Source organism: Vreelandella arcis (assembly GCF_900103865.1).
Taxonomy (GTDB): domain Bacteria; phylum Pseudomonadota; class Gammaproteobacteria; order Pseudomonadales; family Halomonadaceae; genus Vreelandella; species Vreelandella arcis.
Map to the genome: position 1 here is coordinate 21,369 of NZ_FNII01000023.1, position 25,545 is coordinate 46,913.

A 25,545-nucleotide genomic window follows, 5' to 3' on the forward strand; every position below is an offset into this window, starting at 1 on the left:
CGTAGGCTGGAAAAATGCGCATTAAACGCACACAGTAATAGCATTGGCGGCGGGTTGGCGTAAGCGACAAGCCGTGAAAAGGAGATTTGGCATGACACAAGTGGTGATTACCGGCACGGGGCTTTATACACCGGAACACGCCATCGATAATGCGTCGTTAGTCGCCGCATTTAACGCCTGGGTGGATCAAGAAAACGCCCGCAATGCCAGCTCGATTGAACGGGGAGAGCGCGAACCGCTGGCCCATTCAAGTAGCGAATTTATTGAAAAAGCGTCGGGTATCAAAAGCCGGTATGTGCTCAACGCCGACGGTATACTTGATCCTGCGCGCATGCGTCCAAAACTGCCCCAGCGGCAAAACGATGAGCCTTCCATTCAGTGTGATATGGCCCTGAGTGCGTCGCGTGAGGCGCTGACGAGTGCTAACGTGGACGCCAGCGATATTGAACTGGTGATTGTCGCCTGCTCTAATTTGGAGCGCGCCTATCCTGCCGTGGCGGTTGAACTACAGCACGCGCTCGGCGCAGGCGGGTATGGTTTTGATATGAACGTGGCCTGTAGTTCGGCCACCTTTGCGATCGAAACCGCGGCCAACGCCATCGCGTCGGGTAGCGTCAAGCGAGCGCTGGTGGTGAACCCTGAAATTTGCTCGGCCCACCTTAATTTTACCGATCGTGATAGCCACTTCATTTTCGGTGATGCGTGTACCGCGGTTGTGCTTGAAAATGCTTCCTGTGCCATCGCCGACGAGTCTTTCGAGATTCTGGGTACTCGGTTAGCCACCTCGTTTTCCAACGCCATTCGTAATAATGCCGGATTTTTGAACCGCGTGACGGATAGCGATCCGCTGGCCTTGGATAAATTATTTGTGCAGGAAGGGCGGCGCGTATTTCGTGAAGTGTGCCCTATGGTGGCCGCGCTGATCTCACAGCATTTGGCATCGCTTGAACTGCAGGGCAGCGATTTGAAGCGTTTGTGGCTGCATCAAGCAAACCGGCACATGAATGACATGATTGCCCGCAAAGTGCTGGGTTACGACCCTAGCGAAGAGCAGGCCCCGATCATTCTCGACCGCTACGCGAACACCAGTTCAGCAGGGTCTATCATTGCCTTCCATTTGCACCGTGAGTCGCTGGTAGCCGGGGACATTGGCGTTATTTGTTCCTTTGGCGCGGGTTACAGTGCCGGCAGTGTGGTGGTTAGGCGTCGATGAATTTCCCCCGTAAAACAGCAAGCAAAAAAGAGGAAAGCACTATGCCCAGGATAGGGTTTTGTCACTTGATGCAGCGCAGTATAAAGAGGAAACTACCCTGGATAGCGGTGATGGCGTTAGTGCTAACGGGTTGTGCAAGCACTGGCTCGCAAACCTCGCAGGCGCCGGATTTAGACGATCCCTGGGAAGGCTTCAACCGCAAGGTGTTCGTCTTCAATGATGTGCTCGACCGCTATGCGCTGAAACCGGTGGCGAAAGGTTACCGCACCGTCACGCCCGAGCCATTGCAACTGGGGGTGGGTAATTTTTTCAGCAATTTGGGCGAGCTACGCACCACGGCTAATAGTTTACTTCAAGGCAAGCCGGCAAATGCCGGGCGCTCCACTTCGCGTTTTTTGGTTAACTCCACCATGGGGTTGGGTGGGCTATTCGATATTGCCTCGTTAATGAACTTGGAAGCCGATGAAGAAGACTTTGGGCAAACGCTTGCCGTCTGGGGTTGGCAAGATTCGCGCTATTTAGTGTTGCCGCTTTTGGGGCCGAGCACCTTGCGGGATACCACCGGGTTACCTGCTGATATGGCGGCTTACCCCGTTACTTATGTTGATGATGATGCGGTGCGGGCAGGACTCACCGCGCTGAATATTATCGACACCCGCGCGGGCTTGTTGGATCAGGAAGCATTGATTCAGGGCGACCGCTACCGGTTTATTCGTGACGCTTATCTTCAGCGTCGTCAATTTGAAATCAGCGATGGTGTACTCGGCGATGATCCATTCTCTGCCGATGACTTTGAGTTAGATGATGCTGATTTCGCCGACTGAGGCTTGCCATGGCGCATAAGCAGCTAATTGCGGTGATCGATGAGCCCGGAGAGGAGCGTGATGCTCTTGCCGAGGCCATTACCTGCGATGGCATGTGGGTATATGCAGCGGACAATATCGCGCATTTACCGGCAGAAACCGCCTTGATCGTGGCCCACGCGCGGGCGGTTCCCCGCCAGCACTGGTCGGGGTTGACTCATCAGTTGCCCACGCTGGTGGTGAGTGATTCTCGCCAGGATGCCGATTTGATCAAAGCAGTTGATGTCGGGCTGGTCGACTATATTGTCCACCCACTACGTCACGCTGAACTGTTGCGGCGTATGATCCGCAAAGCCATCGAGTTGGACGTGCTGGAAAAAGCCCGTGCTCGAGATCATGAGCGATTAGCTGAGTTAAACGAGAGCTTAGAGACACATCTTGCGTTACTGCGTATGGACCAGCAGAGCGGCGGGCATATTCAGCGGCGGTTGTTGCCCGCGCATCCCAAGGTCATTAACGGCGTTCGTTACGATTATTGGTTTGCGCCTTCGCTGTATTTGTCCGGTGATTTTCTCGATTATCAGCGCTACAACGCGCGGTACAGTGCCTTCTATTTTGCGGATGTGTCGGGCCACGGTGCGTCCTCAGCGTTTGTCACGGTTTTGTTGAAGTATTTATGCAACCGCTGGCTTGGAGAATGGGACGGTACTCGGCCTGATTTGCTACCACAGCAATGGCTTACCGCGATGAACCGTGAATTACAGGGAACCGATATTGGCAAGCACGCTACCTTATTTGTTGGCGTTGTTGACCATGAAGCGCATACTCTTCACTATTCGCTCGGAGCACAGTTGCCGATGCCACTATTAGCCACCGGCGACCAGTTGACGCGGTTGCCTGGTGAGGGAATGCCGGTGGGACTATTTCCCGATGTGGAATATCCTGCGCTAAGCTATCCGCTACCGGCTGATTTTCGGCTGTGGCTGTGCTCAGATGGCGTATTGGAGTGCTTGCCGGGTGATTCGCTCGACACGCGGCTCAGGGAACTTGAGCAACTCGTAAGCGTGAGCCCCACGCTTGAAGAGCTTCGCGAACGGTTGGCTAATAACAACTTGCTGTTGAGTCAGCAGCCTGTTGAAGATGATGCCAAACCCGACCGCAATGCTCTGCCCGACGACCTGACAATCATGATGGTGAGCGGATTTGGTCATGCTGATTGAAGAAGGCCGCATAAAAGCGGCGTTCGAATCTGGTGTTTTTGTTTTAAAGCTGTGTGGCGACGTACGCTTAACACTGTGTGCTACGCTTGACACCCAGGCCCAGCGATTGGCCGAAACACCCGGCTTACAGGCGGTGATGATCGACTTGCGTGAGGCAACCAATGTCGACTCAACGGCGCTTGGTTTTCTTGCCAAGGTGGCTATGGCGGTAAAAGGGCGCTTAGAGCAAGCGCCGACCATTATTGTGGATAATCAAGACGTGCGGCAAATGCTCGATGTTATGGGCTTTGCGCGCTTTTTTACTCTAATGGAGGCGCCGCTTCAGCCCACCACAGGCTTGAGCAGCGCGCTTGAAGAGGTGCCCGAAGTCCCTGCTAATGAAGATGCCATGCGCGAGCGGATTTTAGAAGCGCATCGTATTTTAATGCACATGAACGACCACAATCGGGAACAGTTTCAACCGCTGGTGGACATGCTCGAATCTCAAGAGACTGCGCAACACTAGCAGCGTCCCTCGTAGGATTTCGCACTTCGTTATCCCGCCTTATTTGATCGGCGTTATCACTTTTCGGCGCCAATAGGCCCGTTAAGGTGATAGCGCTGTTATCTCTCGATGGGCTATGGCCGACAACGCAGCGTAAAAGGCATATACTTAGCGGCCTATCTTTATGCTGTCGTGGGTGTCTGCGGCCACCCTAAGGAGAGACATGCAACTTAATCCTCGTCGCGTTGCCATTCTGGTGGCCGCGAATACGGCGTTGGCCCCTTTCGCCATTGATGCCTACTTACCGGCCATGGCGGCAATTGCCGATACGGTCAATGCGAGTATTCACCGTACTGAGCTTTCGATCAGCGTCTTCCTGTTTGGCTTTGCGCTAGGGCAGCTGTGTTTTGGACCCTTGTCCGACAGGCTAGGGCGTAAGCCGGTGCTCATGAGCGGGCTGTTGGTTTTTCTCTGTGCCAGCTTGATGATTACCACAGCGGATAGCCTCACCTCGCTGCTTGCCTGGCGGTTTGTCCAAGCGTTAGGCGGCGGAGCATGCGTGGTCAATTCGGCGGCGATCGTGCGTGATTGTTTCAGCGGTCGTGAAGCGGCAAAAGTCATGTCGACCATGGCCATGATTATGATGCTTGCCCCCTTGGTGGCTCCGACGGTGGGCAGCCTGCTGCTACATATTGCCGGCTGGTGGTTAATTTTTGTGTTTCTCGCCGTTTACGCTGGATTTCTACTCTGGTTGTTAGGGTCACGGTTGCCCGAAACCCGCGATATGTCGTTACCGGCCGCATCGCCGCGCCAAGTAATCCGTAACTATGCCAGTGTACTGCGTCATCGAGAGGGTATGGGTTACATCTGCGCGGTGGCGGCGTCTTTTGGCGGGCTGTTCGCGTTTGTGACCGCCTCGCCGTTTCTTTACTTGGACTATTTTGCGCTGAGCCCTGGGGTGTATCCGTTTGTCTTTGGCGTCAATGTGGTAATGATCGCTTCCTCGAACCGCGTCAATATTTATTTATTACGTAAACGCACGCCCCAGCAGAACTTGCGCTTGGGTCTAGCCATCCAGTTAGTTGCCGCCTTGGGGTTGGTGGCGGCAACAGCGCTGAATATTGCCTCATTGGCGGTGGTGGTGCCGCTGATTATGTTATTCACCGGTATGATCGGCTTAATTACGCCTAATGCGATTTCATCTCTGCTCGATCATTTCGGCCATATCAGTGCGACCGCTACCGCTCTATTAGGCGGTATTCAATTTAGCTGTGGTGCGCTGGCGGGTGCCATGGTGGGGTTTTTTGAGGTGGAGCATCTATGGCCAATGGTGCTCACCATGTTAGCCGCTGCGCTGCTAGGCAATATTGGCGTGCGGCTGCTAACGCCACCGGCGAAGGACGTTCCGACAGCATAGTACACAGCTTTACCGTGTGGTTGGATCTGCTGATCAGGACCTGGCAGGGTGCGCGGGTATTGGCGCTGGGGCTTTTGTTGTGATGTGCGGGGCTAAGAAAATTTTTTAAAAAAATTATTCTGTGACGGTGTTTGTCACAAAGATGTCATTGAAGGGATGCAAAGTGTGCCTTGCGAAAGCAAGATCCCTTACATCTTTAGGAGTAATTCGCATGAACCGTATTCTCAAAACCACCGTGCTCGCGGCGGCAGTAATGAGCGTGGCTGGTGTTGCCCAGGCACGTGATCAAATCCGTATTGTTGGGTCCAGCACGGTTTACCCGTTCGCCAGCTATGTGACTGAAGAGTTCGGTGCCACTACCGGCAACCCGACGCCTGTTATCGAATCAACAGGTTCGGGCGGTGGTTTGCGTCTGTTCTGTAACGGTGTGGGCGAAGGCACGCCCGATATCACCAACGCCTCACGCCGCATGAAAGTCGTTGAGTTCGAGCGTTGTGCAGAAAACGGCGTTACCGATATTACAGAAGCCAAAATCGGCTCTGACGGTATCGTAATGGGTCAGTCCAATACCAACGACGTCGTTGCGTTGACTCGTGAAGATATTTTCAAGGCGGTAGCCGCTATGGTGCCGGTGGACGGCGAATTGGTGGAAAACCCCTACACCAACTGGAGCGAGATTGATTCTTCGCTTCCAGACCGTGAAATTTCCATCTATGGCCCGCCGACTACCTCCGGTACCCGTGATGCGTTTGAAGAGCTGGTCATGGAAAGCGCGTCTGAAGAAATGGACGCCTACGAAGAAGGCTATACCGACATCCGCTCTGACGGTGTTTACATCGACGCTGGTGAAAACGATAACCTGATCGTTCAGCGCCTTTCAGAAGACACCGGTGCCTTTGGTATCTTCGGTTATTCCTTCCTTGAAGAAAACCTGAATACGCTGAACGCTGCTACCATCGACGGCGTAGCGCCTGAAGCTGAAGCCATTAGCTCGGGCGACTACCCGGTTGCCCGTTCGCTGTGGTTCTACGTGAAGAACCAGCACGCTGACGACGTACCGCCGTTGTACGATTATGTCGACATGTTTATGAGCGATATGATGATTGGTGATGACGGTTATTTGCGTGATATCGGTTTGATCGTGCTGCCGGAAGACGAACGCGAAGAGTGGCGTCAGGCTGTAGCAGACCGCACTACAATGTCAGCAGACGTTCTTAAGTAAGTAGTTAAGTTGAAAATGAAAATGGCCGGCAGCTTAAGCTGCCGGCCTTTCGTTTTCCGACAGTTTAAATTGGTAACTGTCACATTGCTGTAATGTTTGTACCCCAGAGTAGTCGCCAATACGATTTCATTAGGTAACGCGAGAGAAATTCGATGCAAACCAACCAGCTTCTTTTGATTTTTTGCGCTGCGTTATTGTTGCTGGGGCTGCTGGCTTTTTTTGCTGGCCGTTCAAAAGCCACTCGTATTCGTAGTGCGGGAACGGCGATGTTTGCCCAGCCAGATCAATATGCTTGGTTTACTGTGCTCTCTACCGCCGGGCCGGCCCTGCTGGTGAGTGCGCTGGGCGCTTTTGTGCTGCTGTTAATGGGCGCCAATATCCCCACCCTTTATTTGCTAGCGGCGAGTCTAGTCGTAGCCGCTATAGGCTTATTGGTGAGTCTTAACCAAGTAAAACCCGATTTTCATGCCCGCCAAGCCATGGAGCGGGTGATCCGCATGATCCTGGCCAGTGCGGCGTTAATTTCTATTTTCACGACGTTCGGCATTCTGTTTTCGATTATTTCCGAGGCGGTGCGCTTTTTTAAAATGCACAGCTTTTGGGAATTTATTACCGGCACCACTTGGAGCCCGGGTGCTAGCTTTTTAGCGGCAGCGGGGCGCGGTGATGGTGGCGGCGCTGAATTTGGCTCGGTACCGCTGTTTGCCGGCACCTTTATGATTACCGCCATCGCCATGCTGGTAGCGGTGCCGGTCGGTTTGCTGTCGGCGATTTATATGTCTGAGTATGCGCCGAGCAAGGTGCGCACGGTTGCCAAGCCGGTACTTGAAGTGTTGGCGGGTATTCCTACCGTTGTTTACGGCTTTTTTGCGGCCATTACCGTCGCGCCGCTTATCGTCACTTTGGCTGGCTTTCTAGGGCTCGATGCTTCTTATAACAATGCGCTGGCACCCGGCATTGTGATGGGCATCATGATCATTCCGTTTATCTCATCGTTGTCTGACGACGTAATCAATTCGGTACCCGACACCATGCGTCAAGGGTCGTTGGCACTGGGTATGACCAAGGGCGAAACCATTCGTGACGTTGTAGTGCCTGCTGCTTTACCCGGGATTATTTCCGCCTCGCTCTTGGGTGTGTCCCGGGCGATGGGTGAAACCATGATCGTGGTCATGGCGGCGGGTATGCGCCCCAACTTAACCGCTAATCCGCTGGAAGACATGACCACGGTGACTGTGCGTATCGTGGCGGCGCTCACCGGCGACCAGGAGTTTGAAAGTGCCGAAACGCTCTCCGCCTTTGCCCTGGGCTTGGTTCTGTTTGCGGTCACGCTTGTACTTAACTTGGTGTCGGTTCTGATGATCCGTCGTTTCCGCGAAAAATACCGCGTGAATAACCTGTAACGCTGAGGAACTGTTTCGATGAGCCATACTTTTGACGACATCAGTCAGCAGCTTAAACATCGCCACCGAAAGTCTACCCGGCTCAAATGGATAACCATGGGGTCGTTAGGTCTGGCGGGGTTGTTCTTGGTGCTATTTTTTGCCGACATGCTCAATAAAGGCTTACCCGCTTTTCAGCAGGCGTATATACAAGTCGAGATCAACTATAACGAAGAGGCAGAAACCGACGGACGACAGGCGTTTGATGAAGAGTTGATACCCATCATCAGTCGCACCATGGTGCGCGTGATTCCGATGGAGCTGCGTAACAATCCCGATATGATTGGTACCAGCACAAACGAGTGGGTATTGGCGACCAGCGAGGTGGATCAGTACTTAAAGGGGCACCGCAGTAGCTTGAGCCCCGAAGAGCGGGCCGCTATTGACGAGCGCGTAGAAGCGGGCCAAGTGGATATGCGTTTCAATACCACGTTTTTTACCAATGGTGATTCAAAAATCGCCGAATATGCGGGTATTTTATCGGCCGTGATTGGTACCGTGATGACCATGATCGTCACCCTGGCGATTTCCTTCCCCATTGGTGTGATGACGGCGGTTTATCTGGAGGAGTTTGCGCCGGATAACCGCTTTACTCAAGCGATTGAAATCAATATCAATAACCTAGCGGCCATTCCATCAATTCTGTTTGGTTTGTTGGGGTTGGCGATCTTTATTAACTTCTTTGGCGTACCACGCTCATCGCCATTAGCGGGTGGTATGACCCTGGCCTTAATGACGCTGCCGGTGATCATTATTTCAACTCGGGCAGCACTTCGGAGCGTACCGGATTCGATTCGGCATGCGGCGTTTGGCGTAGGCTGTTCGCGCTGGCAAGTTGTTCGTGACCACGTTTTGCCTTTGGCGATGCCGGGCATTATGACCGGCTCGATTATTGGGCTTGCTCAGGCAATGGGGGAAACGGCACCGCTAATTATTGTGGGCATGGTGGCGTTTATCCCCGATGCAGGTGTTTCATTTACTGAAGCGGCGACGGTGATGCCAGCACAAATATTCACCTGGTCGGGTGAGCCTGAACAGGCGTTTGTGGAAAAAACCGCCGGCGGTATCTTGGTGCTACTCACCATACTCATCTCACTCAACGCCTTTGCCGTTGTGTTACGTAAGAAATTTGAGCGTCGCTGGTAGGCCAGCGCGATAGAGGACATGACTATGAATAGCCAAGCACCTGTAATGAGTGAACAAGACACACCGAATGTGGGCCAGCCTTACACGATCAATGATCAGGCGTGTCATGACCTGAGCATCCGCGTGCGCGACTTAAACCTTTGGTACGGTAAAAACCAGGCACTGAAGAATCTGAATATCGATCTATTTCAGAAGAACGTGACAGCCCTTATTGGGCCTTCCGGCTGCGGTAAATCGACCTTTTTGCGCTGCCTGAATCGTATGAACGACCTGATCCCAACTGTGCATACGGAAGGGTTAGTGGAGATGGACGGCCATGACGTGAATGCCAAAAAAATGGACGAAGTGGCGCTACGTCGCCGGGTAGGGATGGTGTTTCAAAAGCCCAACCCGTTCCCTAAGTCGATCTATGAAAACGTCTCCTACGCACCGCGTATGCACGACATAGTCAGTCGTAAAGCCGACCAGGACGAGCTAGTCGAGCAAGCACTGCGCGATGCAGGCCTGTGGAACGAGGTGAAAGACAAGCTGCAAGAGCCGGGTACATCGCTTTCTGGTGGCCAGCAGCAGCGTTTGTGTATTGCCCGGGCGATTGCGGTGCAGCCAGACGTGATTTTAATGGATGAGCCAACATCGGCCCTCGACCCGATTTCTACGGCGACTATTGAAGACCTGATGGATCGCCTCAAAGAAAAATTTACCATCGTTACTGTGACCCACAATATGCAACAAGCGGCGCGGGTGGCAGATTACACGGCGTTCTTCCACCTGGGAGAAATTATTGAGTACAACGACACCAAAGTGATGTTCTCAACACCGGCTAAGAAGAAAACTGAAGACTATATTTCAGGTCGTTATGGCTAATTAACGCCGACCAAGTTGGCCCACCGCAGAAGCGGTGGGCCTTCGCATTGTTGCTTTTTTTTAAACGTATATATGTGTTTTGGCGTATATGAGCGTTAAGTTTTTAGTTAACAGATAGCTTTCCTTAAACCGATAGACAGGAGACCCCCATGGCACTACGTATCGGTATTAATGGTTTTGGGCGCATCGGTCGGCTGACGCTGCGCAGTTTGTGGGCGCAAGTGGAAGCCGGTGACGTTAAAATTGCGCGCATTAATGACCCGGGCGGTGATGCGGCTACCTTTGCCCACCTGTTGGAATTTGATTCGGTGCATGGGCATTGGTCACCCGGGCAGGGTCTCTCTGGCGGCGACGATGCACTCGTGATTAATACCCATGACGTAGCGTTCAGCGCCAATAAACAAATCGCGGAAAGTGACTGGTCGAACTGCGATGTGGTCATCGAGTGTTCGGGCGTGATGAAAAACACCGCTCAGCTTCAGGGGTATTTTGATCAAGGCGTTGCGCGAGTGGTGGTCAGTGCGCCGCTTAAAGAGGGCGCGTTGAACGTAGTGATGGGGGTCAACGATCATCTTTATGACCCGGCTCAACATAAGATCGTCACCGCCGCCAGTTGCACCACCAACTGCTTGGCGCCGGTGGTCAAAGTTATTCAGGAAACCTTTGGGATCCGCCACGGCTCGATGACCACGGTACACGACATTACCAATACGCAAACCATTCTGGACGCCCCGCATAAAGACCTGCGCCGGGCTCGCGCCTGCGGTATGAGCCTGATTCCCACCACCACCGGCTCGGCGAAAGCGATCACCGCGATATTTCCCGAACTGGAAGGCAAGCTAAACGGCCACGCGATTCGTGTGCCGCTGGCCAATGCCTCAATCACCGATATGGTGTTTGAGCTCGAACGCGAAGTCACCGTCGAGGAAGTCAATCAGGCTTTAAAAGCGGCTGCCGATGGCGAGCTTGCCGGTATTTTGGGCTATGAAGAGCGCCCGCTGGTCTCCATCGACTACCGCACCGACCCGCGCAGCTCGGTTATTGATGCACTCTCTACCATGGTGATCAACGGCACCCAACTAAAACTCTACGCTTGGTATGACAACGAGTGGGGCTATGCCAATCGTACTGCAGAGCTGGCTTTAAAGGTGGGTCGTGAGTGATTCAATGCTTGCGCGGGTAAAGGCGCTACCTTTCGAGGTGCGCCAATACATGCTGATAACCGGCAACTATTGGGCGTTCACGATTACCGACGGCGCGTTGCGCATGCTGGTGGTGATGCACTTTCACCAGCTGGGTTACTCGCCGCTGGAAATCGCCATGCTGTTTCTGTTTTATGAGGCATTTGGCGTGGTGACCAACCTGGTAGGCGGTTGGTTGGGGGCGCGACTGGGGCTTAACCGCACCATGAACGTGGGGCTTGGGCTGCAAATTATCGCGCTTGCTATGTTGATGGTGCCCGCAGGAATGTTGACGGTCGTTTGGGTCATGGCCGCTCAGGCACTGTCGGGCATTGCCAAAGACCTCAACAAAATGAGTGCCAAAAGTGCTGTTAAAATACTGGTGCCCAAAGACAGCGCTAACGCCAATAGCTCGCTCTACCACTGGGTAGCGATGCTCACCGGGTCTAAAAATGCGCTAAAAGGGCTGGGCTTTTTTGTCGGTGGGCTACTACTGACGTTAATTGGCTTTCAGGCTGCTGTATTCGTCATGGCGGTGATGCTTGGCGGCGTGTTGCTACTTTCATTATGGCGCTTAAAGGCGGACTTAGGCCGCCAGAAAGCCAAGCCCAAGTTCTCCGAAATCTTTTCAAAATCACGCGCTATCAACGTGCTCTCTGCGGCGCGCTTTTGCCTGTTTGCGGCGCGGGATGTGTGGTTTGTGGTGGCACTGCCGGTGTTTTTATATGACCAACATGGCTGGTCACACTGGACGGTGGGGGGATTGTTAGCGATTTGGGTCATCGGCTACGGCGGGGTACAAACCCAGGCGCCCAAGTTGACCGGGCTAATCAAAGGCGATGCGCGGGCGCTCACCGCTGGCTGGGCGGCAACGCTTGCGGTGCTGGCGATTCTGTTGGCGTTACTGCCACTGGCTCAGGTTGAATGGCTAGTTGTCGGCCTACTCGCTTTTGGGGTGCTGTTTGCGATCAACTCCAGTTGGCACAGTTATTTGATCGTGCACTATGCCCGCGCCGATGGCGTCTCCATGGATGTCGGCTTTTATTACATGGCCAATGCCATGGGGCGTTTAGTGGGAACGTTACTCTCAGGCTGGCTGTATATGGCCTACGGTTTAAGCGCCTGTCTTTGGGTATCAGCGGCCTTGGTGGCAGTCAGCGCATTGATGGCATTGGCACTGCCTAAACAAGTCGCATGATCCGTTTTTCGCCCAAGCTGGGTTTAACGCTGACCTTAGGCAGCGCGCAAACCCTTGCCTGGGCATCCAGCTATTACTTGCCCGCTATCCTTGCGGTGCCCATGGCCCGCGAGCTGGGGCTGTCGCCAAGCTGGGTGTTTGCGGCGTTCTCGGCGGCCTTGCTATTAACCGCTATGCTAGGCCCCAGCGTGGGGCGCTTGATTGACCAGCAAGGCGGGCGCGGTGTGTTGATGGCCTCGAATGGCGTATTGGCGCTTGGCTTGGTCATCATGGCGCTGGCCCAGGGCATGGTCACGTTGATGCTCGCCTGGCTGATTACCGGCGTGGGCATGGCAATGGGCTTGTACGATGCAGCCTTTGCTACATTAGGGCGGCTATTAGGCCGAAGCGCCCGCTCTTCCATTACTGGTGTGACGCTGCTGGCTGGGTTTGCCAGCACCATCGGTTGGCCGCTAACGGCCTTGTTGGAAAATGAGTTCGGGTGGCGGGCTGCCTGTGGCGTTTGGGCCGTACTGCATATCGTGGTAGGGCTGCCGCTGAATACCTGCCTACCCAAAGCCGGTGACAGCGCGGTTCAGCAAAATGACGAAAAGTCGGCGCCACCGCCGGAGCGACCCCGCCTGGCGATGGTGCTGTTAGCCTATGTGTTTGCTGCAGGTTGGTTTGTCTCAACGGCGATGGCGGCGCATCTGCCCCGACTGTTGCAGGAAACCGGTGTATCGCTCTCGGTGGCCGTTGCCGCCGCCGCCTTGGTTGGGCCCGCGCAAGTGGCGGCTCGGGTGGGTGAGTTTGCGCTGTTGCGTCACTTGCATCCGCTGGTGGCGGCGCGCGTGGCCACAACGCTCCATCCTATAGGCGCGGCACTTTTAGCAACGGTGGGTATGCCCGCCGCAGGCTTTGCGCTACTGCATGGTGCGGGAAATGGCTTGATGACGATTGCCTCCGGCACGCTGCCGCTCGCTTTATTTGGCCCGAAAGGGTTTGGGCAGCGTCAAGGCTTGATTATCGCCCCCGCCAGGGCAATGCAAGCCTTTGCACCGCTGCTGTTTGGCTTATTGATAGAGCACAATGGTGCCGGAGCGTTGTGGCTAACCACTGGTTTGATGCTGCTTGCGACGCTAGTCTTACTTTGTATACGTGTGCCCCGAGTTCAAGGGTGAGCCATCCACATACAGGTGGCGCAGCTTCCACCATCCCTCGACGTTGATACTTAGTCCTTGGCCGACAAGCGCTGGGTCAATGAACAGCGTTACACCTTCATAACGATGGCTCTGGTAAAGCGAAGGGTCTGCTGGCGTGCTTGCCTCGGCGACGGCAATGTTGGCGAGCCCCCCGCAGCAGCCATAGCGGGGTGATAAGCGCACTGTGACGACGCCACCTTGTTGTTTGATAAAGTCTAAGGCATTGCTGCCTATATCAATCACATTATCCATTGTTTATCCCAAGATCATTGTTGTGGCATTAACACGCTGGATAGTAAACAATTCCGCCCACAAGATCGTTTCAGCTGTATCAACTGCCGGGCGCGTTGCGCTGAGAGGGCGCGGTTTTAAAGGCGGGCGATACTTTCGTTGGATCCACCTGATGTTTATAGCTAGCTGCGGCTTCTGCCCACCACATTAACTGCCCTAACGTGCGGCCAAAATAACCTTCCCAGCGCTCTTGATCCTGAGCAAACTCCCCGTCGTCGTGTAGTGCTTCCTGGGCTTTAGGTATATGCACCATGGCCGACACCGGCAGGCAGCCAAGCTCCGATAGAAACGCCCGCATGGCAACGGCGGCGCGCACGCCTCCCCATTGACCCATCGAATAAGTCACGATAGCGCTGGGCTTAAAGGCAAACAGTGACGCGCCAAAGTGGTTGAGCAGATGACTTAACGCGGGGCTCATGGAGTGGTTGTACTCGGGGCTGACCATCACATAGCCATCGGCTTGAGCGATTTTATCCGCAAGCTCCGCCAAGTCATCCGGCGCATCGGCTTGGGCGTAAGCAAAATGCGGCTTAAACGGATCGCTTAAATTTAGCATTAGCGGGTCAATAATCTCGGCGGTTGTGTGGGGGAGCGAGGAGAGCAACCGCTTACAGGCTTTGGCTACCCGCTCACCTAATCGCGCGGGTGCCGGTGGCGTGGTGGTGCGAGTCGAACCTAAAAACACTAAGTAGTGGGCCATGGGTACTTCGCCTTATGCGGATTCAGCCGGAAAGTGGTGGCGGGTCTTGTTGGCAATGCGCACAAGCGCGAGCATTAGCGGTACTTCGACCAATACGCCGACAACCGTCGCCAGCGCCGCACCGGACTGCAACCCAAAAATCGCAATGGCGGCGGCCACCGCGAGTTCAAAAAAGTTGCTGGCGCCGACCATCGCGCCCGGTGCGGCGACATTGTGGGGAACCCGCCATGCTTTAGCCCAGCCATAGGCGATAAAGAAAATGAGAAACGTTTGAATTATCAGCGGAATGGCGATCAATACAATATGCAAGGGATTTTGTAGGATGACCTCGCCCTGGAAGGCAAAAAGCAACACCAGGGTGATAATCAAGCCAATCGGTGTGATGGGGCCAACGCGTTTCATAAACACATTGTCATACCATTCTGGCCCGCGTTTGGCGATTAACGTTTGCCGCGTTAGATACCCCGCCGCTAAAGGAATCACGATGTAGAGCACGACCGAAAGAGCGACCGTATCCCAGGGCACCTGAATATTCGAAATACCCAGCAAGAACACCACGATGGGGGCAAAGGCAAACAGCATGATGATGTCGTTCAACGCCACTTGCACCAGGGTATAGGCGGCGTCACCGCGGGTCAGATAGCTCCATACAAACACCATAGCGGTGCAGGGGGCCGCGCCGAGAAGAATCGCCCCGGCCAGATACTGGCTGGCTAACTCCTGGGGAATTAGCGGGCGAAACACGACCATTAAAAAGAACCAAGCGATGGCGAACATGGTGAACGGTTTGATTAGCCAATTAACCGTGGTGGTGATGGTTAATCCTTTGGGCTGGCGCCGCACGCCCAGCAGCGAGGTAAAATCAATTTGCGCCATCATGGGGAAAATCATGGCCCAAATTAACACCGCAATGGGAATAGACACCTGGGCGACTTCAAAGCGAGAGAGCGTTTCCGGTACGGCGGGCACCAGTTGCCCAAGCAATATGCCCGCAACGATGGCCAGCGCCACCCATAGCGATAGATAGCGTTCAAAAAGGCCCATACCCTCGGCAGTGCTGGGGGAGGTCGTATCCTGGGTTGCCATGATTATCTCCTGATCAAATGGCGCGCTGATTGACGCGCTTTGAAAGCTCTTCAGCGCTTTCTTTGCGCTCTGAATAGCGGTCGGTGAGCACATCGCTACGCCCGCGCACCAGCAGCGTGAATTTCACCAGCTCTTCCATGACATCCACGATACGGTCATAAAACGGTGAAGGCTTCATGCGGTCTTGGTCGTCAAATTCCATAAACGCCCTGGGAACCGACGACTGGTTGGGAATCGTCACCATGCGCATCCAGCGGCCTAAAATGCGTAACTGGTTAACGGTATTGAACGACTGCGAGCCACCGCATACCTGCATAACGGCAAGCGTCTTGCCCTGAGTGGGGCGTACACCGCCGAGAGCCAGCGGTATCCAGTCAATTTGCGCTTTCATAATGCCCGTCATCGCGCCGTGACGTTCAGGCGAACACCACACCATGCCATCTGACCATTGGGCCAGTTGGCGAAGCTCCTCAACCTTTGGATGGCTGGCATCTTCGCCATCGGGAAGGGGTAAGCCCTGCGGATCAAAAATCCGGGTTTGCGCCCCCATGGCATTGAGCAGTCGAGCGGCTTCTTGAGTGGCCAGGCGGCTAAATGAGCGCGTCCGCAGCGAGCCGTATAGCAGCAAGATTTTTGGCGCTTGTTGATCACTTGCCGGCAGGCCCAGTCGTTCATGACTGGGGGCTTCAAAGAGATTCGCATCTAGGTTGGGTAAATCGTCCAACGAGACCATCGCGGCGGTTTCCTTGTGGATGTCGGCTATTAATGAACTCTCTTCATGATATATGTTTTTTCGTATATTTCTAGCTCGATAGATGATGTTGCAATATTGCCGTCATGAACCGTGCGTAAAGTGGCAATTATTAATACATAAGAGGTTGTTTATTTATGACAAAGCGCCGCGTGCTATTTCTATGTAATGCCAACTCCGCACGTTCATTAATGGGCGAAGCATTGCTTCGCCAGATGGCGGGCGATCACTTTGAGGCATTCAGCGCGGGAACAGAACCCGATGAACCCCATGCGTTTACGTTGGAGGCACTTAACAAGCAAGGGATTCCTACTGAGAGCTTACAAAGTAAATCGTTGGATGAGTTTGAGAATGAGACTTTCGATTTTGTCATCGTGTTGTGCGATAAGGCCCAGCAAGCCTGTCGCGAATGGCAAGGTGAAGCGAAAGAAACATTTTACTGGGACATACGCGACCCGCGTCTAATAGGTAAGGTGGATGCTTACCAACAAGCGCTTCAAGAGATTCGCCGGCGCCTGCAGCTCTGGCTGCCTCTCCACACGTCTGATTAATGACATTTAAATGCGGGGGTGGGGGTATGAGGAGTGTTAATAACTTAAGCGTCAAAGCAAGTTGGACGCTTGTGTTGGTAGCCTTGAGTGGTTTGGTCGTCATCATCGGAGCGCTGGGGTTGTTCGCCAACCATTTTGGCCGTGAGGCATTTACGTCGCTTCATCAGCGGGATATGGCGCAAATCCGTGAGCTAGATGGTGCTTATACTCAGTTATTACGTGCGCGTGTTCAGATGAACCGCGCGGCAGAGCTAATTCGTACGCCGTCTTTTGATCGTCCGGAGCCGCTCCTTGAAGAAGCACAGCATTTGCTTGATTCAGCGACTGAAAATTTCACTCGATTTAAGGCAAGTAACTTTACGCCTAGTCAGCAAGAGATCGTTGATCAGTTAGCGACTGATTTTCAATCCTTTGTTAACAATAACCTCAAGCTACAGATGATGATGCTTGAAGAGCGTGATGTGTCTGGTTTTCTGTCCGGTGAGTCGAGGGTGGATAGCAGCAGTCAGCACTTTGTGGAAAGCGCCGAGACGTTTTTTGAAGCCTCCGCTCAGCGGGGAAACGCATTGTTAGCGCGCTTCGAACAGGTGTCTTCGCTACTTTTTTGGGGCGTCATTGCGGTGCTCGTGGCAGCGCTGCTAGTCGTGTTGGTGGTGGTATGGGGCGTGCGTAAAAACGTACTTCGCCCATTAAAGACGATCACAGAGCACTTTCAACGCATTGCTAAAGGCGATCTATCCGTCCCCGTAAAGGCGCACTCCAATAATGAGATCGGTTTGTTGTTTAGTGAGCTTGCCAAGATGCAGCGATCACTGACGACGACGGTTAACCGACTGACTGCCAGTAGCCAGCAGGTGTATAGCAATAGTCAGGAGATGACCGAGCAGAACCAGTTATTGGCAAGCCAAACCGACACGCAAGTGTCAGCCACGCAGCAGATGGCGGCAAGCCTGGAACAGCTAACCGCGACGGTAAACCAAAATGCCGAAAGTGCGGCGCATGTCAGCCAGTCAACGCAGGATGTGTCACATAAAGCGCAGCAGGGTGATGAGGTGATCACTCAGTTCATCGCCACCATGGACACGATTAATGATCATTCCGAAGAGATTCAAAGCATCATCAGAATGATTGAAAGCATTGCCTTTCAAACCAATATCCTGGCCCTTAATGCATCGGTTGAGGCGGCCCGTGCCGGTGAGCACGGACGAGGGTTTGCGGTGGTGGCGAATGAGGTGCGGGCGCTGGCAACGCGCAGTGCCAATGCGGCCAGCGATATTCGTACACGCATAGAAGCGTCGAGTGCCAGCGTTCAGCAAGGCAGTGTATTGTCGCAGAAGGCCGGTGAGCACACCCGTGCGATTATGCTGGCAGCCAGTCATGTTGATACGCTGATGACGCAAATGGCGAACGCATCCGAGGAGCAGCGGCGTGGGATTGAAGAGGTCAATCAGGCAGTGGTTCAAATTGATACCGCTACCCAAGAGACAATGCGCTTAGTCAACCAAGCGGCTCAATGTTCTTCAGGGTTGTCTGGGGAAGCGCTACAGATGCGTGAGTACGCGGGTCAATTTAAGGTAGCTGACGATACCGCTGTATCGACAACGCAACAAGAATCGCAGGGGGTTCATCAAGATCACCCGGATTGGAAAGCCATGGGATCCCAAAGTGACATGCCGAATGAACGCACACCATCGAACCAACTGGCTGCCTTAACCTAGCCGATTGATCGCCCCAGCGCGGTGGAGCTTTGCGCTGGGGTGGTTACTCTTCAGTTTAATCCATCAACTCGACGGCCACGGCGGTGGCTTCGCCACCGCCAATGCAAAGGCTGGCGATGCCGCGTTTGCCGCCTTTGGTGCGCAGGGCATGGATTAATGTGGCGATAATGCGGGAGCCGGTTGAACCGATCGGATGGCCTTGAGCACATGCGCCGCCAAAGACGTTGACCTTGTCATGGGGGAGGCCCAGATCATCCATGGCCATGAGCGTCACAACAGCAAAGGCTTCGTTGATTTCAAACAGATCGACATCCTTAACCTGCCAATCAAGCTTTTGCATCAGTTTCTCGATTGCGCCCACAGGCGCAATGGTGAACTCGCTGGGATGGCGTGAATGGGTCGTGTGGCCCAGCATGCGTGCCAGAGGTTTAACGCCGTGTTGTTGTGCCGTTTCATGGCTGGCAAGAATAAGCGCTGACGCACCGTCGGAAATAGAGCTTGCGTTGGCAGCGGTGATGGTTCCTTCTTTGGCAAACGCAGGGCGTAGCTGGCGGATTTTATCCAGCTTGGCCTGGAAAGGCTGTTCGTCATGTTCGACAAGGGTCTCGCCATGGCGTGATGTAACCGTCACGGGTGCCATTTCAGCTGTTAACTGCCCTTTGTTGGTGGCCGCCATGGCGCGCTCAAGTGAGGCAATCGCAAAGTCATCCAGGCGCTCGCGGGTATAGCCGCGCTGAGTGGCGATATCTTGAGCGAATACGCCCATCAACTTACCGGTTTCTGCATCTTCCAAACCGTCTAAAAACATGTGGTCTTTCAGTTCACCATGTCCTAAGCGGTAGCCACTGCGGGCTTTGGTCAGCACGTGGGGTGCATTGGACATGGACTCCATGCCGCCGGCGAGCAGGATATCACCGCTGCCTGCTTTGATTAGGTCATGGGCCAGCATGGCGGCTTTCATGCCCGAGCCACACAGCTTGTTAATGGTGGTGGCACCGTTGGCATCCGGAATGCCGGCTTGGCGCATTGCTTGACGTGCCGGGCCTTGCTTTACGCCGGCTGGCAATACACAGCCCATAATGCCTTCTTCGACCAATGCTGCGTCGATACCTGCGCGCTCAATAGCGGCACGAATGGCTGCTGCGCCCAGTTCAGGGGCGCTCATGGTCGACAAGCTACCCATCATGCCGCCCATGGGGGTGCGTGCAGCTGACAGAAACACAACCTCTGTAGCGGTACTCATGGCGTTCTCCTTTACGGTTGTTGTGATTATCTTGCTGAGTGGGGCGCTTTGCGTTGACCCGTTGCCAGGGCTGTGGTCTTCTCCTGGATAACCAAGCAAGCGCTAGGGCGAATGAACATGAATGTAATGAATGCATCTCCTCGCCGCAAGGAATTAACGCGCCTCGCGGCTCAGCTATTTGTCCAAGAGGGCTTCGACCGTACCACGGTGCGCATGCTGGCGCAGGAAATGGGCATCAAGTCCGGAAGCCTGTTCCACCATTTTAAAGATAAACAAGAAATTCTGGCGGCGGTAATCGAAGAAGGAACACATAATGCCCTGGTCATCGCTCGCCGAGCCCTTGATAACTGCGATGAACACCCCGAAGCACGCCTTCGCGCAATGGCTCGCGCCCACCTTGAAACGTTGTTTACCGATCGAAATGCTCACGTGGTAGCGCTGTTTGAGTGGCGGCGTTTAGCGTCTGATGCCAGCGCTCACCTCAGTCACCTCCGCGATGCCTACGAGGCGCTGTGGGTGCAAGTCATCGACGATGCCCTGGAGGCAGGGCTAATCCATGGGGATTGCTTTTTGGTTTCACGCTTTATTCTAGGCGCGCTTAACTGGACGGTTCGTTGGTACGATCCCGGCGGGCCAAGAACACCGGATGATTTAGCCGATGAATTGGTGGCGATGATCACAGCGCGTTAGCGAACGGGCAATGAGCCAATATCACTGCTCGACTAACGTATAACGACCCAGTCGTGCCGATTGCTTGCGCTTCAGCGCATTTGCTTTTAGCGTAGATTTAATTCTGAGGGTTCCGTTAACGTAAACTGATAATAATCGCGCGACTGCGAAGCCCGCTGCTCACTACCAACAACACCTAAGAGAGCCACCATGACAGCGACATCACTGCCCAGTTATTCGGATTACCTTGATACGTTTTCTATCGGTGAGGTCGTTGCCAAGCTCGATGACCACCAGGATGGCCAGTTAAACGCCTTTGAAGCCTGCTGTGGGCGTCATGTTCGGGCGGGGCGGGGCGATATGTTGGCCCTCGTCCAAGAAGACGCAGACGGGGCGACGCACACGCTGAGCTACGCAGAGCTTGATCAACAAAGCGCTAAATTGGCGGGCTGGTTTCAAGCCCAGGGGTTAGGCGAGGGAGATCGAATTGCATGCATGCTTCCTCGCTCGCTACCGCTGATGGTGGCGGTGCTGGCTACTTGGCGCATAGGCGCAGTTTACCAACCGCTGTTTACCGCCTTTGGCCCTGATGCGGTGGACTATCGGCTTGGCCGGGCCGATACCCGGTTGGTGGTCACCGATCACGCGAATCGCTATAAGTTTGATGGCTTAAGCCAGTGCCCGCCGATGTTGGTAGTCGGAGGGGCGACCAGCGAGCATCCCGATGATCACGACTGGCAAGCTGCATTGACGCAAACGTCAATGAGTAATGAACCGCCACGCCTTTCGCCGGAAAAGCCCTTTTTGCAAATGTTCACCTCTGGCACCGTAGGTAAGCCAAAAGGCGTTGCCGTGCCGCTTTCGGGTATGACGGCGTTTGCTCTTTACATGGAATTGGCGGTTGACCTTCGCGAAGAGGATCGCTTTTGGAATATGGCCGATCCCGGTTGGGCTTACGGTCTTTACTACGCCATCGCAGGCCCGCTGCTGCTGGGGGGGACGACTCACTTCTGCGAAGCCGGGTTCACCGCCGAAGGGGCGCTCGACTTTATGAAGCGCCATCACATTACCAACTTCGCCGCAGCACCGACGGCCTATCGCCTTATGAAAGCATCAGGTCTGTTTGACGATGCCCATCAAACGTTAGAGCTTCGCGCGGCTAGTTCCGCCGGTGAGCCGCTCAATACCGAGGTCGTCACGTGGGTTGAAAAGTCGCTGGGTTGTTCGGTGATGGATCATTACGGGCAAACCGAAACGGGAATGACGTGTAACAACCATCATGCCCTTGATCATCCCAAACATGTCGGTGCCATGGGCGTGCCGATGCCAGGATATCGCTTAGCAATTCTGGACGCTGAGTATAATGAATTGCCTCCGGGCGAGCCGGGCGTTCTGGCGGTGGATATTGAAAAATCACCGGCACACTTTTTTCAGGGATACACCTGGCAAGAGAAAGACCCCTTTGTGAAGGGCTATTACTTGACCGGGGATGTGGTGGTTCGCAATGACGATGGCTCGTTCCAGTTTGCTGGCCGCGATGACGATATTATTACCACCTCTGGCTACCGGGTTGGCCCGACGGATGTCGAAAACAGCGTTATGACGCACCCGGCAGTGGCTGAGTCCGCTGCGGTAGGTCAGCCGGATGACATTCGAGGTGAGGTAATCAAGTCATATATTGTATTGCGCGACGGCTATGATGCCAGCGAAGCGCTAGCGGATGAGATTCGCCAGCAGGTGCGCGACCGATTATCGACCCATGCGTTTCCCCGCGTCATCGAGTTTGTTGATGAGCTGCCTAAAACCCCAAGTGGCAAAATCCAACGCTTTAAGTTGCGCGCCCAGGCGGCAGAAGACGCTAGTGCACACCAATAACGTTTTGATGACAGGGAAACACGCTTATGCAAGTCAAAGGCCATACGTTTTTAATCACGGGCGCCGCCTCCGGTTTGGGAGCGGCCACTGCTGAGCGTTTAGTCGCTGCGGGCGCTAGTGTCGTGTTATGCGACTTAAACGACAGCGTCAACGCCCATGCCGAGCAGCTAGGAGAAAACGCTCGCGCGTGTCTGGCGGATATTACCTCCGCAGAGCAAATGGAACAGGCGGTCGATGCGGCGGTGGCGCTAGGAGGGGAGCGCGGGCTTTCGGGCGTTATTCACTGCGCCGGGGTAGTCAGTGTAGCCAAGCTGGTTGACCGTGAGGGAAATCCGGCTGACTTAGAAAGCTATACGAAAACGATCAACATCAACTTGGTGGGCACCTTTAATGTGATGCGTCTCGCTTCCGCGGCGATGGCTAAAAATCCCCCAAGCGAAAGTGGTGAGCGTGGCGTCATCATAAACACGGCATCCATTGCCGCGTTTGATGGACAAGTGGGCCAATGCGCTTACAGCGCCTCTAAAGCGGGCGTTGTGGGTATGAGTTTGCCCGCCGCACGCGAGTTATCGCGTCATGCTATACGCGTTATGGCTATTGCGCCCGGTGTTTTTGAAACGCCCATGATGAGCGCAATTCCTGATGAAGCGGCTCAAGCGCTGGCGGCTGCGGTGCCGTTTCCTAAGCGTTTGGGCAAACCGGAGGAGTTTGCCCAACTGGCCGAGCAAATTATCGCCAACCCGATGCTAAACGGCGAAGTGATTCGTTTGGACGGTGGTATCCGGATGCAGTAATGGCTCGTGGTTAAGCGGGTAAACAACGTCCACCAACGCAATGTTGGTGGGCTTTTTTTATTTGTGCATGAAGGCCCTTGGTTGCCAATGACGAAAGTTGTAGGGAATTGGACTGATTAATTCAAACGACTGCTTGACTATGTGATGCGCTCACGCTAATTTTCAAACATGTGTTTGAAAGCTGTTTTGGATCTCTTATGCAGCTTTCAGCCCTTTGATTGAGGAGAAGTGCAATGCCCAGCTACCAGGCCCCCTTGCGTGACATGCGTTTCGTCATGGACGAAATGTTTGACTACCCCGCCCATTACGCCGCGTTACCCAACGGTGAAGACGCTTCTCCCGATGTAGTGAGCGCTATTCTGGAAGAGGGCGCGCGCTTTGCCCGTGATGTGCTTTTACCGCTTAACCAAAGCGGCGATGAAGAAGGGTGCCTGTTAGAGGGTGGCGAGGTAAAAGCGCCCAAGGGATTCAAAGAGGCCTACCAGCAGTATGTTGAAGGCGGCTGGCCAAGTCTGGCCGCTGACCCTGAGCAGGGTGGCCAGGGCTTGCCGCCCTCGCTTGCCATGATGCTCTCGGAAATGATCTGCGCGACGAACCTGGCGTGGGGCATGTACCCGGGGCTCTCCCATGGTGCAGCCGATGCGCTTCGTCACCATGGCACCGATGAGCAGAAGGCGGCCTATCTCACCAAGTTGGTTGAAGGCGTTTGGACAGGCACTATGTGCTTGACCGAACCGCACTGCGGTACTGACCTGGGCTTGATCAAAACCCGAGCGGTGCCCGCCGATGGTGATGCGTATGCAATTACCGGCACCAAGATTTTTATCTCGGCGGGTGATCACAACCTGGCTGAGAACATTGTGCATTTGGCGCTGGCAAAGTTACCCGATGCACCGGAAGGCTCCAAAGGTATTTCACTCTTTGTCGTACCTAAGTTCTTGCCGAATGCCGAAGGGAATCCTGGTGAGCGCAATGGCGTCACTTGCGGCTCCCTTGAGCATAAAATGGGGATTCATGGTAATGCGACCTGCGTCATGAATTTCGATGACGCGATCGGCTACTTGGTAGGGGCGCCCAATAAAGGGCTCGCCTGCATGTTTACCATGATGAATGCGGCCCGTCTGGGTGTGGGCATCCAGGGACTGGGTTTGATCGAAGCCAGCTTTCAAAACTCACTTAGCTATGCCCGTGATCGTTTGCAGATGCGTGGTTTGTCAGGCAAGCAGGCACCAGAAAAACCGGCTGACCCGATTATCGTTCACCCCGATGTGCGCCGCATGCTGCTTACCCAGAAAGCCTTTGCCGAGGGTGGGCGTATGTTGGTGCTTTATACCGCCCAAATGCTTGACTTGGTTGAGCATGGGCAACCCGGCGAAGAGCGAGATCGCGCTGAAACCCTGCTTGGACTTTTGACGCCTATCGTAAAAGCATTTCTGACGGAGGTAGGTTTTGAAAGCACCAATGAGGGCGTGCAGATCTATGGTGGCCATGGCTTCATTAAAGAGTGGGGAATGGAGCAACTGGTACGCGATGCGCGGATTACGCGTCTTTATGAAGGTACAACGGGTATTCAGGCGTTAGACCTGTTGGGCCGCAAAGTGTTGATGAGTCAAGGAGAGTCTCTCCAGGTCTTCACCAAAGAAATCCATAAGTTTTGTAAGGCCGAGGCCGACAATCCAGCGCTTAAAGAGTTTATTGAGCCGTTGGCTAAGCTCAATACAGAATGGGGCGAGCTGACCATGGGCGTGGGCATGAAGGCGATGCAGGATCGCGAAGAAGTAGGCGCGGCCAGCGTTGATTACCTGATGTATGCCGGTTACGTCACGCTGGCTTACCTATTTGCCCGTGCAGCAAAACAGGCATCTGGTTCTCTTGAGGGGGACGATAAGGCGTTTTATGCCGCCAAGCTGAATACCGCTCGCTTCTACTATCAGCGACTTTTGCCGCGTACCAAGGCCCATGCACAAATGATTCAATCAGGCGCTTCCAGCCTAATGGCAATCTCCAGCGAAGACTTTGGCTTGGGTTTTGAAATTTGATTAATAGTTAACGCGGCCTTTAGTCCGCAGCTAAACGTTTTTAGTCAGGCACTCTCTGGTCAGGCGTTCTGATCGGTGGTTTTCGGCAGGCTCGGTTCTTTGAACTAGGCCTGCCGCTTTTTTTTATGTTTTTTCACGAACCCCCTTGCCAGCTTGGTAGTGAAAACGTAGAGTACGCATCCGCTGCCGGGGACGCACGGCGTTGCCAGCGGTGGATGAGGTGTAAAAACCTTGGTTTGTCAGATGGTTAGGCAAATAGCTAGAAGGAAAAGCAGGTCGATTATTTCCTTCGCTTCTGCCAATCAGTGATTGACAACCACAGCGAAGTACGTAGAATACGTCTTCCTCGCTTAGCAGCGGCCACGTCATGTTGTATCGGCCCGCAAGCGATTGCTCTTTAATAATTTGATCAGGTAATTCATGTGGGCGCTTGCCGATGAGGGTGATAAATCACCAA

General features: G+C 54.1%; 23 protein-coding genes. 18 read left to right on the plus strand and 5 right to left on the minus strand.

Going from position 1 to position 25,545, the window contains the following annotated elements; translation table 11 throughout:
- Positions 1-91: 91 nt before the first annotated feature.
- The 12 genes from BLR97_RS18390 to BLR97_RS18445 all read left to right on the plus strand — a co-directional run bounded on the left by BLR97_RS18390 (position 92) and on the right by BLR97_RS18445 (position 13,350).
- On the plus strand, positions 92-1,213 hold the full coding sequence (locus BLR97_RS18390; protein WP_089708215.1) for a beta-ketoacyl-ACP synthase III: 1,122 nt from the start codon (positions 92-94) through the stop codon (positions 1,211-1,213).
- Between the two features lie 110 nt (positions 1,214-1,323).
- Complete coding sequence (locus BLR97_RS18395; protein WP_244511396.1) at positions 1,324-2,037, plus strand: MlaA family lipoprotein; 714 nt, start codon at positions 1,324-1,326, stop codon at positions 2,035-2,037.
- Between the two features lie 8 nt (positions 2,038-2,045).
- Positions 2,046-3,236 carry a PP2C family protein-serine/threonine phosphatase gene (locus BLR97_RS18400; RefSeq protein WP_089708218.1) on the plus strand — a complete coding sequence of 397 codons (1,191 nt, stop codon included), beginning with the start codon at positions 2,046-2,048 and terminating at the stop codon, positions 3,234-3,236.
- Positions 3,226-3,741 carry an STAS domain-containing protein gene (locus tag BLR97_RS18405; protein ID WP_089708220.1) on the plus strand — a complete coding sequence of 172 codons (516 nt, stop codon included), beginning with the start codon at positions 3,226-3,228 and terminating at the stop codon, positions 3,739-3,741. The genes BLR97_RS18400 and BLR97_RS18405 overlap by 11 nt, the downstream gene beginning before the upstream one ends.
- 202 nt (positions 3,742-3,943) lie before the next feature.
- Positions 3,944-5,137 (plus strand): multidrug effflux MFS transporter, encoded by a 1,194-nt coding sequence (locus BLR97_RS18410; protein WP_089708221.1) that lies wholly within the window; start codon positions 3,944-3,946, stop codon positions 5,135-5,137.
- Positions 5,138-5,348: 211 nt separating this feature from the next.
- Positions 5,349-6,359 carry a substrate-binding domain-containing protein gene (locus BLR97_RS18415; RefSeq protein WP_089708223.1) on the plus strand — a complete coding sequence of 337 codons (1,011 nt, stop codon included), beginning with the start codon at positions 5,349-5,351 and terminating at the stop codon, positions 6,357-6,359.
- 152 nt (positions 6,360-6,511) lie between these two features.
- A complete protein-coding gene (gene pstC / locus BLR97_RS18420) occupies positions 6,512-7,762 on the plus strand; it encodes a phosphate ABC transporter permease subunit PstC (protein WP_089708224.1) in 1,251 nt (416 codons plus the stop codon).
- 18 nt (positions 7,763-7,780) lie between these two features.
- Positions 7,781-8,947 (plus strand): phosphate ABC transporter permease PstA, encoded by a 1,167-nt coding sequence (pstA, locus tag BLR97_RS18425; protein ID WP_089708226.1) that lies wholly within the window; start codon positions 7,781-7,783, stop codon positions 8,945-8,947.
- A gap of 24 nt (positions 8,948-8,971) precedes the next feature.
- The gene (pstB, locus tag BLR97_RS18430; RefSeq protein ID WP_089708228.1) at positions 8,972-9,811 is read left to right on the plus strand and encodes a phosphate ABC transporter ATP-binding protein PstB; all 840 of its coding nucleotides are present in this window, start codon (positions 8,972-8,974) and stop codon (positions 9,809-9,811) included.
- 149 nt (positions 9,812-9,960) lie between these two features.
- Complete coding sequence (locus BLR97_RS18435) at positions 9,961-10,974, plus strand: ArsJ-associated glyceraldehyde-3-phosphate dehydrogenase (RefSeq protein WP_089708230.1); 1,014 nt, start codon at positions 9,961-9,963, stop codon at positions 10,972-10,974.
- Positions 10,975-10,978: 4 nt separating this feature from the next.
- Positions 10,979-12,190, plus strand: coding sequence for an organoarsenical effux MFS transporter ArsJ (gene arsJ, locus BLR97_RS18440; RefSeq protein ID WP_422821940.1), 1,212 nt, complete (start codon positions 10,979-10,981; stop codon positions 12,188-12,190).
- Complete coding sequence (locus BLR97_RS18445; protein WP_089708234.1) at positions 12,187-13,350, plus strand: MFS transporter; 1,164 nt, start codon at positions 12,187-12,189, stop codon at positions 13,348-13,350. Before arsJ ends, BLR97_RS18445 begins: the two co-directional genes overlap by 4 nt.
- Here the strand turns inward: BLR97_RS18445 and BLR97_RS18450 are convergent.
- From BLR97_RS18450 to arsH, 4 genes are all read right to left on the minus strand, one after another.
- Positions 13,315-13,623 carry a CC/Se motif family (seleno)protein gene (locus tag BLR97_RS18450; RefSeq protein ID WP_089708236.1) on the minus strand — a complete coding sequence of 103 codons (309 nt, stop codon included), beginning with the start codon at positions 13,621-13,623 and terminating at the stop codon, positions 13,315-13,317. The two genes, BLR97_RS18445 and BLR97_RS18450, sit on opposite strands and share 36 nt — an antisense overlap.
- A 79-nt stretch (positions 13,624-13,702) precedes the next feature.
- Positions 13,703-14,362 carry an NADPH-dependent FMN reductase gene (locus tag BLR97_RS18455; RefSeq protein WP_089708238.1) on the minus strand — a complete coding sequence of 220 codons (660 nt, stop codon included), beginning with the start codon at positions 14,360-14,362 and terminating at the stop codon, positions 13,703-13,705.
- A gap of 12 nt (positions 14,363-14,374) precedes the next feature.
- Positions 14,375-15,448, minus strand: a complete 1,074-nt coding sequence (gene arsB / locus BLR97_RS18460) for an ACR3 family arsenite efflux transporter (RefSeq protein WP_244511397.1) — start codon at positions 15,446-15,448, stop codon at positions 14,375-14,377.
- 13 nt (positions 15,449-15,461) lie between these two features.
- On the minus strand, positions 15,462-16,181 hold the full coding sequence (gene arsH, locus BLR97_RS18465) for an arsenical resistance protein ArsH (RefSeq protein ID WP_089708239.1): 720 nt from the start codon (positions 16,179-16,181) through the stop codon (positions 15,462-15,464).
- 155 nt (positions 16,182-16,336) lie between these two features.
- Between arsH and BLR97_RS18470 the strand changes: the two genes are divergently transcribed.
- Positions 16,337-16,750, plus strand: coding sequence for an arsenate reductase ArsC (locus tag BLR97_RS18470; RefSeq protein WP_089708242.1), 414 nt, complete (start codon positions 16,337-16,339; stop codon positions 16,748-16,750).
- Positions 16,751-16,776: 26 nt separating this feature from the next.
- Complete coding sequence (locus tag BLR97_RS18475; protein ID WP_089708244.1) at positions 16,777-18,468, plus strand: methyl-accepting chemotaxis protein; 1,692 nt, start codon at positions 16,777-16,779, stop codon at positions 18,466-18,468.
- Positions 18,469-18,523: 55 nt separating this feature from the next.
- Here BLR97_RS18475 and BLR97_RS18480 read toward each other — a convergent pair whose 3' ends face one another.
- Positions 18,524-19,711 carry an acetyl-CoA C-acyltransferase gene (locus tag BLR97_RS18480; protein ID WP_089708246.1) on the minus strand — a complete coding sequence of 396 codons (1,188 nt, stop codon included), beginning with the start codon at positions 19,709-19,711 and terminating at the stop codon, positions 18,524-18,526.
- Positions 19,712-19,837: 126 nt separating this feature from the next.
- Here BLR97_RS18480 and BLR97_RS18485 point away from each other — a divergent pair, with 126 nt between their 5' ends.
- The 4 genes from BLR97_RS18485 to BLR97_RS18500 all read left to right on the plus strand — a co-directional run bounded on the left by BLR97_RS18485 (position 19,838) and on the right by BLR97_RS18500 (position 25,088).
- Complete coding sequence (locus tag BLR97_RS18485; protein ID WP_089708248.1) at positions 19,838-20,401, plus strand: TetR/AcrR family transcriptional regulator; 564 nt, start codon at positions 19,838-19,840, stop codon at positions 20,399-20,401.
- A 189-nt stretch (positions 20,402-20,590) separates the two neighbouring features.
- Positions 20,591-22,255, plus strand: coding sequence for an AMP-binding protein (locus BLR97_RS18490; RefSeq protein ID WP_089708250.1), 1,665 nt, complete (start codon positions 20,591-20,593; stop codon positions 22,253-22,255).
- Positions 22,256-22,281: 26 nt separating this feature from the next.
- Complete coding sequence (locus tag BLR97_RS18495) at positions 22,282-23,049, plus strand: SDR family NAD(P)-dependent oxidoreductase (protein ID WP_089708253.1); 768 nt, start codon at positions 22,282-22,284, stop codon at positions 23,047-23,049.
- Positions 23,050-23,282: 233 nt separating this feature from the next.
- Positions 23,283-25,088, plus strand: a complete 1,806-nt coding sequence (locus BLR97_RS18500; RefSeq protein WP_089708255.1) for an acyl-CoA dehydrogenase C-terminal domain-containing protein — start codon at positions 23,283-23,285, stop codon at positions 25,086-25,088.
- Positions 25,089-25,545: the final 457 nt, after the last annotated feature.

Coding starts and splice junctions, on each gene's coding strand:
- BLR97_RS18455 (WP_089708238.1), bottom strand. CDS start 14,362: ATGGCCCACTACTTAGTGTTTTTAGGTTCGACTCGCACCACCACGCCA.
- BLR97_RS18500 (WP_089708255.1), top strand. CDS start 23,283: ATGCCCAGCTACCAGGCCCCCTTGCGTGACATGCGTTTCGTCATGGAC.
- BLR97_RS18490 (WP_089708250.1), top strand. CDS start 20,591: ATGACAGCGACATCACTGCCCAGTTATTCGGATTACCTTGATACGTTT.
- arsB (WP_244511397.1), bottom strand. CDS start 15,448: ATGGCAACCCAGGATACGACCTCCCCCAGCACTGCCGAGGGTATGGGC.
- BLR97_RS18470 (WP_089708242.1), top strand. CDS start 16,337: ATGACAAAGCGCCGCGTGCTATTTCTATGTAATGCCAACTCCGCACGT.
- BLR97_RS18450 (WP_089708236.1), bottom strand. CDS start 13,623: ATGGATAATGTGATTGATATAGGCAGCAATGCCTTAGACTTTATCAAA.
- BLR97_RS18435 (WP_089708230.1), top strand. CDS start 9,961: ATGGCACTACGTATCGGTATTAATGGTTTTGGGCGCATCGGTCGGCTG.
- pstC (WP_089708224.1), top strand. CDS start 6,512: ATGCAAACCAACCAGCTTCTTTTGATTTTTTGCGCTGCGTTATTGTTG.
- BLR97_RS18390 (WP_089708215.1), top strand. CDS start 92: ATGACACAAGTGGTGATTACCGGCACGGGGCTTTATACACCGGAACAC.
- BLR97_RS18475 (WP_089708244.1), top strand. CDS start 16,777: ATGAGGAGTGTTAATAACTTAAGCGTCAAAGCAAGTTGGACGCTTGTG.
- pstB (WP_089708228.1), top strand. CDS start 8,972: ATGAATAGCCAAGCACCTGTAATGAGTGAACAAGACACACCGAATGTG.
- BLR97_RS18415 (WP_089708223.1), top strand. CDS start 5,349: ATGAACCGTATTCTCAAAACCACCGTGCTCGCGGCGGCAGTAATGAGC.
- BLR97_RS18485 (WP_089708248.1), top strand. CDS start 19,838: ATGAATGCATCTCCTCGCCGCAAGGAATTAACGCGCCTCGCGGCTCAG.
- BLR97_RS18480 (WP_089708246.1), bottom strand. CDS start 19,711: ATGAGTACCGCTACAGAGGTTGTGTTTCTGTCAGCTGCACGCACCCCC.
- BLR97_RS18395 (WP_244511396.1), top strand. CDS start 1,324: ATGGCGTTAGTGCTAACGGGTTGTGCAAGCACTGGCTCGCAAACCTCG.
- BLR97_RS18410 (WP_089708221.1), top strand. CDS start 3,944: ATGCAACTTAATCCTCGTCGCGTTGCCATTCTGGTGGCCGCGAATACG.
- BLR97_RS18405 (WP_089708220.1), top strand. CDS start 3,226: ATGCTGATTGAAGAAGGCCGCATAAAAGCGGCGTTCGAATCTGGTGTT.
- pstA (WP_089708226.1), top strand. CDS start 7,781: ATGAGCCATACTTTTGACGACATCAGTCAGCAGCTTAAACATCGCCAC.
- arsH (WP_089708239.1), bottom strand. CDS start 16,181: ATGGTCTCGTTGGACGATTTACCCAACCTAGATGCGAATCTCTTTGAA.
- BLR97_RS18445 (WP_089708234.1), top strand. CDS start 12,187: ATGATCCGTTTTTCGCCCAAGCTGGGTTTAACGCTGACCTTAGGCAGC.
- BLR97_RS18495 (WP_089708253.1), top strand. CDS start 22,282: ATGCAAGTCAAAGGCCATACGTTTTTAATCACGGGCGCCGCCTCCGGT.
- arsJ (WP_422821940.1), top strand. CDS start 10,979: ATGCTTGCGCGGGTAAAGGCGCTACCTTTCGAGGTGCGCCAATACATG.
- BLR97_RS18400 (WP_089708218.1), top strand. CDS start 2,046: ATGGCGCATAAGCAGCTAATTGCGGTGATCGATGAGCCCGGAGAGGAG.